This is a genomic window from Pseudomonas sp. JR33AA, assembly GCF_021378985.1.
Lineage (GTDB): Bacteria > Pseudomonadota > Gammaproteobacteria > Pseudomonadales > Pseudomonadaceae > Aquipseudomonas > Aquipseudomonas alloputida.
Window position 1 is genome coordinate 390,530 of record NZ_JAJSAW010000001.1, and the last position, 16,091, is coordinate 406,620.

General features: G+C 61.7%; 10 protein-coding genes. All 10 read right to left on the reverse strand.

Annotated features, from left to right (window positions below; translation table 11 throughout):
• Positions 1 to 1,206 (reverse strand): type II secretion system inner membrane protein GspF, encoded by a 1,206-nt coding sequence (gene gspF, locus LVS58_RS01700; protein ID WP_233689630.1) that lies wholly within the window; start codon positions 1,204 to 1,206, stop codon positions 1 to 3.
• Positions 1,207 to 1,208: 2 nt separating this feature from the next.
• Positions 1,209 to 2,672: a type II secretion system ATPase GspE gene (gene gspE / locus LVS58_RS01705; RefSeq protein ID WP_233689631.1), complete on the reverse strand. Its 1,464-nt coding sequence runs from the start codon at positions 2,670 to 2,672 to the stop codon at positions 1,209 to 1,211.
• Complete coding sequence (gene gspD / locus LVS58_RS01710) at positions 2,669 to 4,507, reverse strand: type II secretion system secretin GspD (RefSeq protein WP_233689632.1); 1,839 nt, start codon at positions 4,505 to 4,507, stop codon at positions 2,669 to 2,671. Before gspD ends, gspE begins: the two co-directional genes overlap by 4 nt.
• The gene (locus tag LVS58_RS01715) at positions 4,504 to 4,956 is read right to left on the reverse strand and encodes a hypothetical protein (protein WP_233689633.1); all 453 of its coding nucleotides are present in this window, start codon (positions 4,954 to 4,956) and stop codon (positions 4,504 to 4,506) included. The genes gspD and LVS58_RS01715 overlap by 4 nt, the downstream gene beginning before the upstream one ends.
• Positions 4,957 to 5,002: 46 nt before the next feature.
• Positions 5,003 to 5,515: a cytochrome b gene (locus LVS58_RS01720; RefSeq protein WP_233689634.1), complete on the reverse strand. Its 513-nt coding sequence runs from the start codon at positions 5,513 to 5,515 to the stop codon at positions 5,003 to 5,005.
• Between the two features lie 56 nt (positions 5,516 to 5,571).
• Positions 5,572 to 7,041 (reverse strand): N-acetylglucosamine-binding protein GbpA, encoded by a 1,470-nt coding sequence (gene gbpA, locus LVS58_RS01725; RefSeq protein WP_233689635.1) that lies wholly within the window; start codon positions 7,039 to 7,041, stop codon positions 5,572 to 5,574.
• Positions 7,042 to 7,248: 207 nt separating this feature from the next.
• Positions 7,249 to 8,313 (reverse strand): uroporphyrinogen decarboxylase, encoded by a 1,065-nt coding sequence (gene hemE, locus LVS58_RS01730; RefSeq protein ID WP_233689636.1) that lies wholly within the window; start codon positions 8,311 to 8,313, stop codon positions 7,249 to 7,251.
• Positions 8,314 to 8,453: 140 nt separating this feature from the next.
• Positions 8,454 to 9,971, reverse strand: a complete 1,518-nt coding sequence (locus tag LVS58_RS01735) for an amidase family protein (RefSeq protein ID WP_233689637.1) — start codon at positions 9,969 to 9,971, stop codon at positions 8,454 to 8,456.
• A gap of 130 nt (positions 9,972 to 10,101) precedes the next feature.
• Positions 10,102 to 11,520: an FAD-dependent oxidoreductase gene (locus LVS58_RS01740; RefSeq protein ID WP_003249156.1), complete on the reverse strand. Its 1,419-nt coding sequence runs from the start codon at positions 11,518 to 11,520 to the stop codon at positions 10,102 to 10,104.
• 123 nt (positions 11,521 to 11,643) lie between these two features.
• Entirely contained in the window at positions 11,644 to 16,089 is a 4,446-nt protein-coding gene (gltB, locus tag LVS58_RS01745) for a glutamate synthase large subunit (RefSeq protein ID WP_233689638.1), read from the reverse strand.
• Between the last annotated feature and the right edge of the window lie 2 nt (positions 16,090 to 16,091).

Genomic DNA, 16,091 nt, shown 5'->3' on the forward strand with positions numbered 1-16,091 from the left:
TCAGTTGACCAGTTGGTTGAGGTTGAGAATAGGCAGCAGAATGGCCAGGACGATGAACAGCACGATGCAACCCATCACCAGCAGCATCAGGGGCTCGCACAGGCTGACCAGTAACGAGATACGGCCCGCCAGGTGCTTTTCCTGAAGGTCGGCGGCGCGCTCGAGCATGTTGTCCAGTTCCCCTGCCCGCTCACCACTGGCAATCATGTGCAGCATGAGCGCAGGCAGGGTTTTACTGCGCGCCAGGCTACTGGCCAGCGTTGCACCTTCGGCTACTTCGCGCACGGCAGCCTGCAAGCGTTCGCGCAGCACAAGATTGCCGACAACCCCGGCGCCGATACTCATCGCTTCCACGAGCACGACACCACTGCGGCCAAGTATTGCCAGGGTACTGACGAAGCGGGCGGCTTCACTGGTGCGGACGAACTCGGCGTAGCCAGGTAACCGCAACGCCAAGGCATGCCACTGCCGTTTGCGTGCCGGGTGACGAAATGCCAGGGCAATCGATGCGCTGAACGCAGCCAGCACCAGCACTGCCAGCGCCCCATAGCGCCCGACCGCGTCACTGAGTGCGATCAATACCCGCGTCGCCAGCGGAAGTTGAGCGTGGTCGCGGCTGAATGCCTGGACAACGTCCGGTACTACATAACCGAGCAAAAAACCGACAACCAGCAGCGATACCACCATCAGGATCACGGGGTAGACCATCGCCAGCTGTACTTTCTGGCGCAGCGCCTGCTGATGTTCGCCATGCTCGGCCAAGCGTTCGAGCACGGCAGCCAGGTACCCGGAGCGCTCCGCGGCAGCTACGGTTGCGCGGTAGACTACTGGGAATGCCAATGGGTAGTGCGCCAGTGCATCTGAAAACGTGTTGCCTTCCGCTACCCGCTCGCCGACGCCAAGCAATACCTGCCGGACCTGCCGTTGACCGTTCTGGGCAGCCACCGCCTGTAGCGCTTCGGTCAGCGGCACACCCGCCTGCAACAGGGTCGACAACTGACGCGTCAACAAGCACCGCCGGGCAAGCGTCAATCGCCTGCGCGCGGACACGATGGAAAAGGAAGACTGCCTGGCCGCTTCGATCTTGAGCACGAACAGGCCCTGCTCACGCAGTTGCTGCCGGGCCTGTTGCGCATTACTGGCCTCCACAGAGCCGCGCTGGCGAACGCCGCTGGTGTCCCGGGCCATGAAGCTGAATACAGCCATGGTCAGCCCTGGCCCGTCACGCGCAACAGTTCCGCGGCGCTGGTCTGCCCCATGCAGACCCTTTGCACACCATGCTGAAACAGGCTGGCCGTGCCGCGACGAACGATTTCGCGCAGGGTCGCTTGAGAGGCCCGAGCATGAATCGCCTGGGCCAACTGCGCATCGATGACCACCATTTCATGCAACGCCAGGCGACCGCTGTAGCCCTGCTGGCACTGTTCACACCCCACCGCCTGGTACAGATGCGTCGGCAGCTCCTCGGGATAGCCCAGGGCACCCGCCATGGCATCGTCGACCACGCAGGCGACCTTGCAGTGCGGGCACAGCACCCGTACCAGCCGCTGCGCCATGACGCCGGCGAGGGAGGAAGCCAGCAGGCAGGTATCGACGCCCATGTCCGCCAACCGCGTGATGGCCCCCAAAGCGCTGTTGGTATGCAAGGTCGAGAGCACCAGGTGGCCGGTCAGGGACGCCTGCACGGCAATATCGGCAGTTTCCCGGTCACGAATTTCACCCACCATCACCACGTCCGGATCCTGGCGAAGGATCGCCCGAAGGCCGCGGGCGAAGGTCATGTCCACCTTGGTGTTGACCTGGGTCTGGCCTATGCCGGGCAGGTGATACTCGATCGGATCCTCGACGGTAAGAATATTGCGAGACTCCTGGTTAAGCACCGAAAGCGCCGTATAAAGCGTCGTGGTCTTGCCGGAGCCGGTGGGTCCTGTGACCAGGAAGATGCCATGTGGCCTGTCCAGCATGTCGAGGAAGGCCTTGCTCACCGAAGCCTCCATTTGCATATGCTGGATGTCCAAGCGCACGGCCTGCTTGTCCAGCAACCGCAGCACCACGCGCTCGCCGTGAGCAGCAGGCAACGTCGACACCCGCACATCCACCTCATGACCGGCCAGGCGCAAGCTGATGCGGCCATCCTGGGGCACGCGCTTTTCGGCGATATCCAGCCGCGCCATGACCTTGATGCGCGACACCAGCAGCGCCGCCAGCGCCCGTGGCGGCGACAGCACCTCACGCATGACGCCATCGATACGCATGCGCACACGCAACTGTTGTTCGAAGGTTTCCAGGTGGATATCCGAGGCGCGTGACCTGACTGCTTCGCTGAGCAAGGCATTGAGCAAGCGGATAATCGGCGCGTCCCCTTGCTGGTCGAGCAGGTCGCACGCCTGTGGCACGGCTTGCGCCAGGCGCGACAGGTCGATCTGCTCGTCCAGCCCCTGGATGACGGTCTGCGCAGCATCCTGGGCGCCGCCATAGCAAGCGGCAAGGCGCTCGGCAAAATGCCCGTCATCGACCAGACGCAGCGGCCAATGACTGCCTGTCACGCGCAGCACCTCGGAAAGCACCTGCAGCGAGGCGCTGTCGCGCATCAACAAGGCAGGTTCTGCCGCCTGCCGGTCCAGCAAGATGCCGTGGCGCCGTGCAAAGCTGAATGAAAGTGCAGGGTTCAAGAGCCTGGCCCCCGGGTAGGGATGGGCCGGGTTTCGAACAGCTCGCGGGCGTCCTGTGGCACACGCTCCGGATCGGCTGCATGCACATCACGGTAAGCGCGGCGTCCCGATTCGATCAGCTCAGCCTGGCTACGTAACAGGGTAGGCCGCAGGAAGACCATCAGGTTGGTCTTCTCCTGAATGTCCCGGCTCCAGCGGAACAGCCCGCCAATCAGTGGTACGCGGCTCAGCAGCGGCACTCCTCGCTGCTCGGTTCGCACGCTGTCCCTGATCAAGCCACCGATCACGACGATCTCGCCATCTGCGGCCAGGATAGTGCTCTTGAGCGTTCGCTTGCTGGTGATCAGGTCGCCTTCGACGGTGCTGGGGGCAAGTTCGGAGCTTTCCTGCTCGACCTCCAGGCGCAGGCTCCGGCCCTCATTGATATGCGGGCGAACCTTGAGGCTGATACCGATATCCTTGCGTTCCACGGTAGTGAACGGGTTGTCCGCGCCGCTGCCGGAAGTGGTGTACGAGCCGGTCTTGAAGGGCACGTTCTGGCCCACCAGAATCTGCGCTTCCTGGTTATCGAGCGTAAGCAGGCTGGGTGTGGAAAGCAGGTTGCTTCGGCTGTTGCTGGCCAGGGCCGATACCAGCAGACCGAACCTGTCCGAGCCAATGGCCAAGGCTGCGCCACTGGGCAACACTTTGTCCGCGTCGAACAGATCAGCGAACGCAGCCCCGCTGTCGGGGAAGGTCACGCCACCTTTCAGGCTGCCGACATCGATCCCCCACTGCAGCCCCAGGGCTTCGCTGATATCCCCGCTGACCTCGACAATGGCTGCATGTATCAGCACCTGCGCACGGGGCTGGTCCAGTTGCTCGATCATCTGCACCACATTGTCGAGCATGCGTGCCTCCCCCAGCAGCAACAGCGCATTCTGGCTGGCATCGGCCTTGACCATTACCCCTGCCGCCAATGACGGGTCCGGGCCCTCGGTATACGCCTTGCCATCCAGTTGCTTGCCTACATCGCTCAGCACCTCGGCCAACTGCTCGGCATTGCCATGCTCAAGGCGAACCACCCGCCAATTTTGCGAAGAGGCCGGTGCCGCTACATCCAGGTCACGAGCCAGCTGCGCCATACGTTGCCGGGACTTTTCCGGCCCGAGAACAAGCAGGCGATTACCGCGCACATCTGCAAGCACCCGTACACCGCTATCCGGGCCACCGGCCGATGCTTCGACGACAGGCAGCACTTCAGCGGCCTGCGCTGTGCGCAAAGTCACCAGTTCATAATCATGCCGCTGCCCACTGTCCAGTTGTGCCACCAAGGCTTGCAAGCGGTCCAGGTTCGCAGCCGAGTCGGTGACCACAAGGGCGTTGGCAGAGCTGGACGGGCCAATGTAGCCATTGCTCGACACCAGTGGACGCAGCAAGCCAGCCAGATCAGCAGCAATGCTGCCCGACAGGCTGAACACTCGCGTGGTGAAGGCAGCAGGGATCGCATCGACTTGCTGGTTCGCCCAGGCCTTGGCTTCACTGGCTGGCAGCACCAGCAAGCGATCGCCATCGTTTACCGCTGCAAAACCTTGCGCATTCAATACAGAGTAAAACAGCCGGCGAACGCCCTCGCGATCATGCGGTTCATTGGACAGCACGGTGATACGACCCTGCACGCGAGGGTCGAGCACGATCGTCTGGTCCAGAATCGCCCCGACTTCCCGTACGACATCGCGCACATCGGCATCACTCATCGCCAACTGCCAGGTTGCGTTTTCAGCCAACGCCAGAGTACCGGCTACAGACAGGCAGGTGCCGACCAAGGCAGCCTGCAAATACCGTTGTAATGTCATTGCACCTCCCGCAACAAGCGGGGTGAATCTGCTGGAGCAGGGCCAGCCACAGCCGCGCTACCAAAGGGAAGGAAGACGCCAGGACGGTTGCCGGACATCGCCACGCTTTGCTCGACTCGGCCATCCCAGAGCGTGATGCTGCGCACCTCGATACGGCGCACAACGCTCCCGTCCGGTAACCGGTCGCCGACCCGATAGAGGGCGTCACCGTCGCGGCCACCCACAAGCGCACGGGCTTCGCCACGGCTGGGAATGAAGCATGCTTTGAGCACCAGATCAGCTCGGCCAGCTGGCTGCCCGTCAGGCGCACTGAAACCAAAGGCCACAATCAGGGCTGCCGTGGAGAGAGGCTTGTCCAAAGGCACGCTGTGGACGAAACCTTCGGGTTCGCCAGGCTCAAACGACCAGGGCCGTGCCGTTTCGCGGATGACCAAAGCCACCACTGTCATCACTGGTATCGCCGCCAAGGCCCAATGCGAAAACCGTTTCATCGACTCAAGGCAGCATCCGCCGAAGGATGCGTCGACCAGAAAGCTCGTGCAGTACCACCGCTGCGACGTGCAGCAACATGGCGCCAGCGAGCAGCGTACTTGTTGCAATGTGCAACTTGAGCCAGGCATCCAGCCATGACGGGTCAACCAGCAGGGGCGCTATGGCAAACCAGCCGAACACTTCGATCGGGCGGTCCATCATCAGCACGCCGGACAGCAGAACCACTGCCGTGAGCCAGTACAGACCTTCATGGACGAAATGAGCTATCCGGCGCCCAGCGACACTCTGATGCACCGTGCCTGGCCTGGGCATGAACACGCGAAGCAGCCAACGCATGAGAAAAATCGGGATGAACAGCGTGGTCAGCCCAACATTCACAAAGCCGATGAAGTCCGCTCTGGATGGCTGGACTCCAACCAGGGAAACGTAGAAACCACTCACCAGCGCCCAACCGATCACCAAGGCAGAGATCCAGTGCAACAAAACTTGTTGCCAAGCATATTTATCTTGCGACATCGAAAAGTCCCGAGCCTGACCCGGCACCCCAACTCAGGCTGCCAGGCGAGATTTCCCTAGCGTTTGATCCAGGCGTCTTGCCAGTGGCTGCCTACACCTGGCTCATACTGACTGGCACTTTCCGAATAGCTCTTGCACCAACCTTCATACGGGAATGGCTTGCACTCGAATACCTCGCCCGTTTTCGGTTGCAGGACGCGGGTTCCGGCCTTGTAGCTTGCGAGCGATTGCGGGAATTCGAAGTCGTAGCCGTCCCCCCCGGCGGCCTTCAACTGAACCTTGCGCTCTTCCTGAAGCAGGATGCGCCCGGTTTTGTTGACACCGACAACCTTGAGCAGGTGCTCGCCTTCGACACTGGCCACCTGCAAGGAGATCGGGCTGGTGGTGGCATCCACTTGCTGGCGGACGAAGCCGACCTGCTGGTTGGCTGAATCGTACAGCCGCGCACTCACCTGCAAGTTGCGGTTGGTCATAACCGTGAAGTCCAGCGCGGCCTTGCCATCAGTCAGGGCATATTCCGGCTTGAGGTCATGCAAGTGCAGATAGCTGTCATCCGCTGGCACGCCTTCGAAATCCAGCTGATAGCTGCTGATACCTGTCTCAGGCTTTGCATAGATATTGTTGGCGCCCTGTACTGGCGTGATGTTGCCCTCCTGATCGGGCTGCCCGGCCTGCACCAGCGACTGGCTTTCATTGATACGCTTGGCGAGCTTGTACGACCAGTTGGGTGCGAGGCCTTCTTCGGCGTTGTCGATGGCAATGCTCACGCTGTACGGCGCGCTCTCTGAGCCTGACACGAACGCACGGGCCTTGACCTTGTCACCAACGTGCAAGTCCCGATAGGGGTTGATGGCGCCAACTTGTGGCCATCCCGGTGCAGGGCCGCCATCGGTCTGGATGTCCACATCCATCACGCTGTAAAACGCGGCGGCCGTGTCATCGACGGTCCAGGCGCCAAGAATGATATGGTGCCCCGACCTGTCTGCCGGCAGCGTGCACTGATGCTTGACCGGAGCGGGCCCGCTGGTGGGCAGCCCTTCGCCGCGCGCCGGCTTACCGTGCCCATCGACCTTACAGAAGGGTGTCGATTCGAACGCATCGCGTGCCAAGGGGGCATTGGGATTCCAACCGGCCTTGGTGATGAAGTATTCCCAACCGGTTGTCTTGTGCCCTTCGGTGTAATGCCACTCGAAGGCAATGTCACGCTGTTTGATAGCGGTCAGGTGCCAGCGATTGGCAGACTGCTCGTCGAGCGGGGCAAAGTCGGCCCGTACTCCACCACTGGCGAGCTTGCCGTCGACCGGACCACGTGCAGGGAACCCTTTGTCGGCCTCACCGACTGACTGGGGCTCGTACGTCGCGGCCCCACAATCGGTATTTTGCCCCAAGCGACAGGCATAGGCGCGCGAAGGCGGCTCGCTGGTATAACCATGGGCATAGGCCAATTGGCCATGTATCCCCGTACCTGCCACTGCCAGCCAAACACTGCTGGCCACCAGCTTTCGCAAATTCTTTGTTGTACTCATGATGCACCCCGGCGTAATAGGCTTGCACCAGCAAGCCCGACTGAGTGGCCCAGTCTATTTACGCATCAGGGGTAAATATGTAGGAATTGACTCGTTACACACGCTGCTATCGCGTCCGTGGGAGCAGATTAACGACCTTCGCTGAATCAAAGCTTTATCCAGCAAAAAGCCCGGCACATGGCCGGGCTCTGCTAATCAGCGATCAGATCACTGATGGTACTGCGCTGACAGCTCATGCACGGCGTTGATGAACACGCCAGCATGCTCCGGGTCGACTTCCGGGGTAATGCCGTGGCCCAGGTTGAATACATGCCCGGTGCCATGGCCGTAGCTCGCAAGAATGCGCGCCACTTCCTGGCGGATGGCCTCGGGCTTGGCGTAAAGCACGGTCGGGTCCATGTTGCCCTGCAGCGCCACCTTGTCACCGACACGGCGACGGGCGTCGCCAATCTCGCAGGTCCAGTCCAGGCCCAATGCGTCGGCACCGGCTTCGGCAATGCTTTCCAACCACAGGCCGCCGTTCTTGGTGAACAGGATCACCGGCACCTTGCGCCCCTCGTGCTCGCGGATCAGGCCGCTGACGATCTTGCGCATGTAGGCCAGGGAGAACTCCTGGTAGGCCGCCGCCGACAGGTTGCCGCCCCAGGTGTCGAAAATCTGTACGGCCTGGGCACCCGCCAGGATCTGGCCGTTGAGGTAGCTGGTGACCGACTGGGCCAGCTTGTCCAGCAGCAAGTGCAGGGCTTGTGGGTTGTCGTAGGCCATGGCCTTGGTCTTACGAAAATCCTTCGACGAGCCGCCTTCGACCATGTAGGTGGCCAGGGTCCACGGGCTGCCGGAGAAGCCGATCAGCGGCACACGGCCGTTGAGCTCACGGCGAATGGTGCTGACCGCGTCCATCACGTAGCCGAGGTCTTTCTGTGGGTCCGGGACTGGCAGCGCTTCAATGTCAGCGGGGGTGCTGATGACCTTCCTGAAACGCGGGCCTTCGCCGGTTTCGAAGTACAGGCCCAGGCCCATGGCATCGGGGATGGTGAGGATGTCCGAGAACAGGATTGCTGCATCCAGCGGGTAGCGGTCCAGCGGCTGCAGGGTGACCTCGCAGGCGAACTGCGGGTTCATGCACAGGCTCATGAAGTCACCTGCCTTGGCGCGGCTGGCGCGGTACTCCGGCAGGTAGCGGCCGGCCTGGCGCATCATCCACACCGGGGTGACGTCTACAGGTTGCTTGAGCAGTGCACGCAGGAAACGATCGTTCTTCAGGGCAGTCATGTCGGCATCCGGAAAAATAGTGCGGGCATTTTCTCAGACGCACAAAGAAAAGGCACGGCTGATTGCCGTGCCTTTTATCCATCGGTATGTTCCAGGTCAATAGATTTTGTATACAAAATCATAAAACCCTATGTTTGATGTCAGTTCGCGCTCTGTTCGAAAGCAAAACCCATCGAAAGCAGCACTTCTTCACTCCAGGGCAAGCCCGAGAAATATAGCCCGACTGGCTGCCGCACAGTGTCCTGGCCTGCTGCAACCTGCAAGCCGGGGTAGCCTGCCTGAGCACCCACTCCTTGCAATTGGCCATCCGAGAGGTCTATCAGCGCATCCAACTGATGAGCGTGGTGGGCTACATCCAACACGTTGCGGCTCTCATCACGCAATTTGCTGGCGGTTTCCCAATACGCGGATTCGCCAATGTCCAACGCCTGGGCGTCCTCCAGCAGTTGTTGCCCATAACCGTCCTCGCCCGGATAGTTTCGATTGAAGGCAATGACGTCAGCAAGATTTCGCACCTCTATGCCCGGCCGCCCCTGCAGGTAAGCCGCAAGGTCCCGCTTTATGCCGTAGTTCAAGACAGTCATCTGCTCTGCAAAAAGCGCGGGTATTTCCATGTCCACGGGCAGCAAGGTAGCACCCGCCCGCTCTAGCCGGCCTGCCAGGATCTTGAAGTGTGGATGGTCGGTTGTCAGGGAACCATCGCCACGGTAAAGCGGATAACCCAGGCGCTTCCCGAGCAGAGCGCTGGCATTCAGTTTCTCGTGGTAATCCTTCACGCCCCCAGGCACGGGGGGCGCATCAGCGCCACGTTCATCATCTCCCTGCATGGCACCTAGCAACAACGCCACATCGCTGACCGTTCGCCCCATCGGCCCGGGCGTATCCTGCCAACTGGACAGCGGGACGATCCCGGCCTGGCTCAGCAGGCCAAGGGTTGGCCGCAAGCCCACGACCTGGTTGTAATACGCAGGGCAAATGATCGAACCATTGGTTTCCGTACCGACCGCAAGCGGGGCATAGCCTGCTGCCAGACCCGCCGCTGACCCGGCGCTGGACCCGCAAACTGGCAGCTCGGGCCCCCAGGGGTTGCCCACCTGGCCACCACGACCGCTCCAGCCTAATGGTATGCCCCAGTCCCGGAAACCGGCCAGTTCACTGGCGTTGGCCTTGCCAAGCACGATTGCACCTGCCTGGCGCAAGCGCTGTACGACAAATGCATCCTGAAGGGCAGGCCGCCCTACCAGCGCCAGGGAGCCGCTACTGGTCTGCATCGAGTCCCCGGTGTCGATATTGTCTTTGACCAGCACAGGCACGCCATGCAGAGGACCACGCAACCTCCCCTCGGCACGTTCGGCATCCAGATCGTTGGCAATGGCCAGTGCATCGGGGTTGATCTCGACCACCGCGTTGAGGGCTGGAGCATTGCGGTCGATCGCCCCTATTCGTGCCAAAGCCCGTTGCACCAATTGCACAGATGTCACAGAGCCATCAGCCATGCGCGACTGGAGCTCTGCAACAGTAGAAAAGTCGTTCACATCCGGAGGTATGAATGACTCGAAGCCTGGCCCATCAAAAGATGAGTCAGGCTGCGCCGCGATGCTGCCAGTACCGGCCAACACAAAACTGGAAATGAATACACAACTTATGAATCGGTTCATGATCCGCCCCTCGAAATGAGCACTTACGCAACAAAGGAGTTGCCCAGTGTCGAGAGTCGGTCATGCCTAATGCAGCAGGAGATAACTCCTCACCCTGAAGCACCGCGCACATTGTGCGCGGATCATCAGGTCACACTTCTAGATAGTCCAGGATGCCCTCGGCAGCGGTACGCCCTTCGAAGATCGCTGTCACCACCAGGTCCGAACCGCGCACCATGTCGCCACCGGCAAACACTTTCGGGTTGCTGGTCTGGTGCTTGAACTTGCCCTTCTCCGGGGCAACCACACGGCCCTGGCTGTCCAGTTGAATGCCATGCTGCTCAAACCACGGCGCCGGGCTCGGGCGGAAGCCGAAGGCAATTACCACGGCATCTGCCGGCAGGATCTCTTCGGAACCCGGGATTGGCTCAGGGCTGCGGCGGCCACGGGCATCCGGCTCGCCGAGACGGGTCTCGACCACTTTGACGCCTTCGACCTTGTCCTCACCCACAATGGCAATGGGCTGGCGGTTGTAGAGGAACTTCACACCCTCTTCCTTGGCGTTCTTCACCTCTTTGCGCGAACCCGGCATGTTGGCTTCGTCACGACGATAAGCACAGGTCACCGCCTTTGCACCCTGACGGATCGAGGTGCGGTTGCAGTCCATCGCGGTGTCACCACCGCCCAGCACCACCACTTTCTTGCCCTGCATGTCGACGAAGTCTTCCGGCGACTTCTCGAAACCCAGGTTGCGGTTGACGTTGGCGATCAGGAAGTCCAGTGCGTCATGCACGCCCGGCAGGTCCTCGCCCGGGAAGCCGCCCTTCATGTAGGTGTAGGTACCCATGCCCATGAACACCGCGTCGTACTCGGCGAGCAGCTGTTCCATGGTCACGTCCTTGCCCACCTCGGTGTTCAGGCGGAACTCGATGCCCATGCCGGTGAACACTTCACGGCGGTTGCTGAGCACCGTCTTTTCCAGCTTGAACTCGGGGATACCGAAAGTCAGCAGGCCGCCGATTTCGGGGTTCTTGTCGAACACCACCGGCGTTACCCCGGCGCGCACCAGCACGTCGGCGCAGCCCAGGCCCGCCGGGCCGGCGCCGATGATGGCGACGCGCTTGCCGGTTGGCTTGACCTTGGACATGTCCGGACGCCAGCCCATGGCGAAGGCAGTGTCGGTAATGTACTTCTCCACCGAGCCGATGGTCACCGCGCCGAAGCCATCGTTCAGGGTGCAGGCACCCTCGCAGAGACGGTCTTGCGGGCAAACACGGCCGCACACTTCCGGCAGGGTGTTGGTCTGGTGCGACAGTTCCGCCGCGGCCAGGATGTTGCCTTCGGAAACCAGCTTCAACCAGTTGGGGATGAAGTTGTGCACCGGGCACTTCCACTCGCAATACGGGTTACCGCAGCCCAGGCAGCGGTGCGCCTGCTCTACGGACTGCTGCGGCTTGAACGGTTCGTAGATTTCCACGAACTCCTTCTTGCGCTGGCGCAACAGCTTTTTTTTCGGGTCCTTTCGGCCCACTTCGATGAACTGGAAGTCGTTGTTCAGACGTTCAGCCATTTTTCAAAACCTCTTTACAGCAGCTGCAAGCTACACGCTGCAAGCCGCAAGACGATCACTTAAGCCGGGCAAACCCCTCACTGCCATTACATGCAGCTTGAGGCTTGCCACTTGCAGCTGTTTTTACTGCGGGTTGGCACGGGTGCTGGACAGCAGCTGCTTCAGGTTGGCCGCCTTCGGCTTGACCAGCCAGAAGCGCCGCACGTAATCGTCCAGGTTCTCCGAGAGCTCACGCCCCCACTCGCTGCCGGTCTCATCCACATACTCGGCAAGGACACGCGCCAGGTGGCTACGGTAGGCCTCCATCGCTTCGCCACTGATACGCTGGATTTCCACCAGCTCGTGGTTGAGCTTGTCGACGAAGCTATTGTCCATGTCGAGCACGTAGGCAAAGCCGCCAGTCATGCCAGAACCGAAGTTGTAACCGGTCTTGCCCAGAACGCAGACAAAGCCGCCGGTCATGTATTCACAGCAGTGATCGCCAGTGCCCTCGACAACAGCATGGGCGCCGGAGTTGCGCACAGCGAAGCGCTCGCCCGCAGTACCGGCGGCAAACAGCTTGCCGCCAGTGGCACCGTACAGGCAGGTGTTGCCGACGATGGCGCTGTGCTGGGTTTCGAACGGGCTGCCCGCTGGCGGCACGATGGTGACCTTGCCACCAGTCATGCCTTTACCGACGTAATCGTTGGCGTCGCCTTCCAGGTGCAGGTTCAGGCCACCGGCGTTCCACACGCCAAAACTCTGGCCCGCAGTCCCCTTGAAGCGGAAGGTGATCGGCGCCGCGGCCATGCCCTGGTTGCCGTGCAGGCGGGCGATTTCACCCGACACACGCGCACCAATGGAGCGGTCGCAGTTGCAGATGTCGAGGTTGAACTCGCCACCCGCCAGGTCACGGATGGCCGGCATGGCCATATCAACCATCTTCTCGGCCAACTCGCCCATGTCGAACGGCGGGTTCTTGTCGACCTCGCAGAACTGCGGTTTGTCCGCCGGAATGTGCGAGCTGCCCAGCAGCGGCGACAGGTCCAGGTACTGCTGGCGCTCGGTGTCACCTGGCAGCACTTCGAGCAGGTCGGTACGGCCAATCAGCTCGCCAAGGCTGCGCACACCCAGCTTGGCCAACCACTCACGGGTTTCTTCGGCAACAAAGGTGAAGAAGTTGATCACCATATCGACGGTGCCGATGTAGTGGTCCTTGCGCAGCTTGTCGTTCTGGGTGGCCACACCGGTGGCGCAGTTGTTCAGGTGGCAGATGCGCAGGTACTTGCAGCCCAGGGCAATCATTGGCGCGGTACCAAAGCCGAAGCTTTCGGCGCCGAGGATGGCCGCCTTGATCACGTCCAGGCCGGTTTTCAGGCCACCGTCGGTCTGCACCCGCACCTTGCCACGCAGGTCGTTGCCGCGCAGGGTCTGGTGGGTTTCGGCAAGGCCCAGCTCCCAAGGGGCGCCAGCGTATTTGATCGAGGTCAGCGGCGAAGCACCGGTACCACCGTCGTAACCGGAGATGGTGATCAGGTCGGCATAGGCCTTGGCCACACCCGCGGCAATGGTACCCACGCCCGCTTCGGCTACCAACTTGACCGATACCAGCGCCTGCGGGTTGACCTGCTTGAGGTCGTAGATCAGCTGCGCCAGATCTTCGATCGAGTAGATGTCATGGTGTGGCGGTGGCGAGATCAGGGTCACGCCCGGTACCGCATAACGCAGCTTGGCGATCAGGCCGTTGACCTTTCCGCCCGGCAACTGGCCGCCCTCACCCGGCTTGGCGCCCTGGGCAACCTTGATCTGCAGCACTTCGGCGTTGACCAGGTACTCCGGGGTCACACCAAAACGACCGGTGGCCACCTGCTTGATCTTCGAGCTCTTGATGGTGCCATAGCGCGACGGGTCTTCGCCGCCTTCACCAGAGTTGGAGCGTGCGCCCAGGCGGTTCATGGCCTCGGCCAGCGCTTCGTGGGCTTCCGGCGACAGTGCACCCAGCGAGATACCCGCCGAGTCGAAGCGTTTGAGAATCGCCTCCAGCGGCTCGATCTGCTCCAGCGCCAGCGGCTGATCGGCCACTTTCACCTTGAGCAAGTCACGAATCATCGACACCGGGCGCTGGTCCACCAGCGTGGTGTATTCCTTGAACTTGGCGTAGTCGCCCTGCTGCACGGCGGCTTGCAGGGTGTTGACCACGTCCGGGTTGTAGGCGTGGTACTCGCCACCGTGGACGAACTTCAGCAGGCCACCTTGCTGGATCGGCTTGCGCGCGCTCCAGGCTTCGGCCGCCAGCAGCTTCTGGTCGTTCTCCAGGTCTTCGAAGCGCGCACCCTTGATGCGGCTGGAGACGCCCTTGAAGCTCAGGCCTACCACTTCCTCGGCCAGGCCGATGGCTTCGAACAGCTGTGCACCGCGGTACGAGGCGATGGTGGAGATACCCATCTTGGACAGGATCTTCAGCAGGCCCTTGGAGATACCTTTGCGGTAGTACTTGAACACTTCGTCCAGGTCGCCCAGCACTTCGCCGGTACGGATCAGGTCAGCCAGTACTTCATACGCCAGGTACGGGTAAACGGCCGAGGCACCGAAGCCAAGCAGCACGGCGAAGTGATGCGGATCACGGGCGGTAGCGGTTTCCACCAGGATGTTGCTGTCGCAACGCAGGCCCTGTTCGGTCAGGCGGTGGTGCACTGCACCAACAGCCAGCGAAGCGTGCACCGGCAGCTTGCCCGGGGCGATGTAGCGGTCGCTCAGCACCAGCTGGGTCTTGCCCGCACGCACGGCCTCTTCAGCCTGGTCGGCGATGTTGCGGATGGCCGCTTCCAGGCCGACACCCTGCTCATAGTTGAGGTCGATCAGCTGGCGGTCGAAGCCTTCGCGCTCCAGATTCATCAGCGAACGCCACTTGGCGGGCGAGATGACCGGCGAGCTGAGGATTACCCGCGAAGCATGCTCCGGGGACTCCTGGAAGATGTTGCGCTCGGCACCCAGGCAGATTTCCAGCGACATCACGATCGCTTCGCGCAGCGGGTCGATCGGCGGGTTGGTCACCTGAGCGAACTGCTGGCGGAAGAAGTCGTACGGCGAACGCACGCGCTGCGACAGCACGGCCATCGGCGTGTCGTCACCCATCGAGCCCACGGCTTCCTGGCCCTGCTCACCCAACGGGCGCAGTACCTGGTCACGCTCTTCGAAGGTGACCTGGAACATCTTCATGTATTGCTTGAGCTGGTCAGCGTCGTAGCTGGCCACACCCTGGTCGTCGGTCAGCGTCGCCTGGATACGCGTAGCGTGCTGGCGCAACCAGCGCTTGTACGGGTGCCGCGACTTCAGGCGGTTGTCGATGGCGTCGGTGTCGAGGATCTGGCCGGTCTCGGTGTCCACGGCAAGGATCTGGCCCGGGCCGACACGGCCCTTGGCCAGGACTTCCTCAGGCTGATAGCCCCATACGCCGATTTCCGAGGCGATGGTGATGTAGCCATTGGTGGTGGTTACCCAGCGCGCCGGGCGCAGACCGTTACGGTCGAGCAGGCACACCGCGTGGCGGCCTTCGGTCATGACGATACCGGCCGGGCCATCCCACGGCTCCATGTGCATGGAGTTGTATTCGTAGAAGGCGCGCAGGTCGGCGTCCATGGTCTCGACGTTCTGCCAAGCCGGCGGTACCAACATGCGCACGCCGCGGAACAGATCGATGCCACCGGTGACCATCAGTTCCAGCATGTTGTCCATGCTCGAGGAGTCGGAACCGACGCGGTTGACCAGCGGGCCGAGCTCTTCGAGGTCGGGGATCAGGTCATTGGCGAACTTGGTGCGACGAGCAACGGCCCAGTTACGGTTGCCGGTGATGGTGTTGATCTCGCCGTTATGGGCGAGGAAGCGGAACGGCTGCGCCAGCGGCCATTTCGGCAGGGTGTTGGTGGAGAAGCGCTGGTGGAACACGCAAATCGCGGTTTGCAGGCGCTCGTCACCCAGGTCTGGATAAAACGCCGCGAGATCGCGCGGCATCATCAGGCCTTTGTAGATGATGGTCTTGTGCGAGAAGCTGCAGATGTAATGGTCGGCGTCGTGGGCGTTGGCCACCGACGAACGACGACGGGCACTGAACAGCTTGATGGCGAATTCCTGGTCGCTCAGGCCTTCACCGCCAATGAACACCTGCTCGATCTGCGGCAGACGCTCCAGGGCCAGGCGGCCGAGTACGCTGGTGTCGATCGGCACCTTGCGCCAGCCGACCAGGTTCAGGCCAGCAGCGACGATCTCGCGGTCCATGTTGGCGCGGGCGGCTTCGGCTTTGACCGGGTCTTGGTTGAAGAACACCATGCCGACGGCGTACTGCTTGGGCAGCTCGACCGCGAAGTGCTCCTGGGCCATTGCACGCAGGAATTGATCGGGCTTCTGCATGAGCAGACCGCAACCGTCACCGGTCTTGCCGTCGGCATTGATGCCACCGCGGTGGGTCATGCACGTCAGCGCCTGCATGGCGGTTTGCAGAAGGTGGTGGCTCGGCACACCCGTCATATGGGCGATCAGGCCAAAACCACAGTTGTCCTTGAATTCTTCGGGATGGTACAGACCTGTTTTCATAG

Excerpts from the sequence above, each read along its gene's own strand:
- gspF (WP_233689630.1), bottom strand. The coding sequence starts at position 1,206 with ATGGCTGTATTCAGCTTCATGGCCCGGGACACCAGCGGCGTTCGCCAG.
- gspD (WP_233689632.1), bottom strand. The coding sequence starts at position 4,507 with ATGACATTACAACGGTATTTGCAGGCTGCCTTGGTCGGCACCTGCCTG.
- LVS58_RS01715 (WP_233689633.1), bottom strand. The coding sequence starts at position 4,956 with ATGACAGTGGTGGCTTTGGTCATCCGCGAAACGGCACGGCCCTGGTCG.
- LVS58_RS01720 (WP_233689634.1), bottom strand. The coding sequence starts at position 5,515 with ATGTCGCAAGATAAATATGCTTGGCAACAAGTTTTGTTGCACTGGATC.
- gbpA (WP_233689635.1), bottom strand. The coding sequence starts at position 7,041 with ATGAGTACAACAAAGAATTTGCGAAAGCTGGTGGCCAGCAGTGTTTGG.
- hemE (WP_233689636.1), bottom strand. The coding sequence starts at position 8,313 with ATGACTGCCCTGAAGAACGATCGTTTCCTGCGTGCACTGCTCAAGCAA.
- LVS58_RS01735 (WP_233689637.1), bottom strand. The coding sequence starts at position 9,971 with ATGAACCGATTCATAAGTTGTGTATTCATTTCCAGTTTTGTGTTGGCC.
- LVS58_RS01740 (WP_003249156.1), bottom strand. The coding sequence starts at position 11,520 with ATGGCTGAACGTCTGAACAACGACTTCCAGTTCATCGAAGTGGGCCGA.
- gltB (WP_233689638.1), bottom strand. The coding sequence starts at position 16,089 with ATGAAAACAGGTCTGTACCATCCCGAAGAATTCAAGGACAACTGTGGT.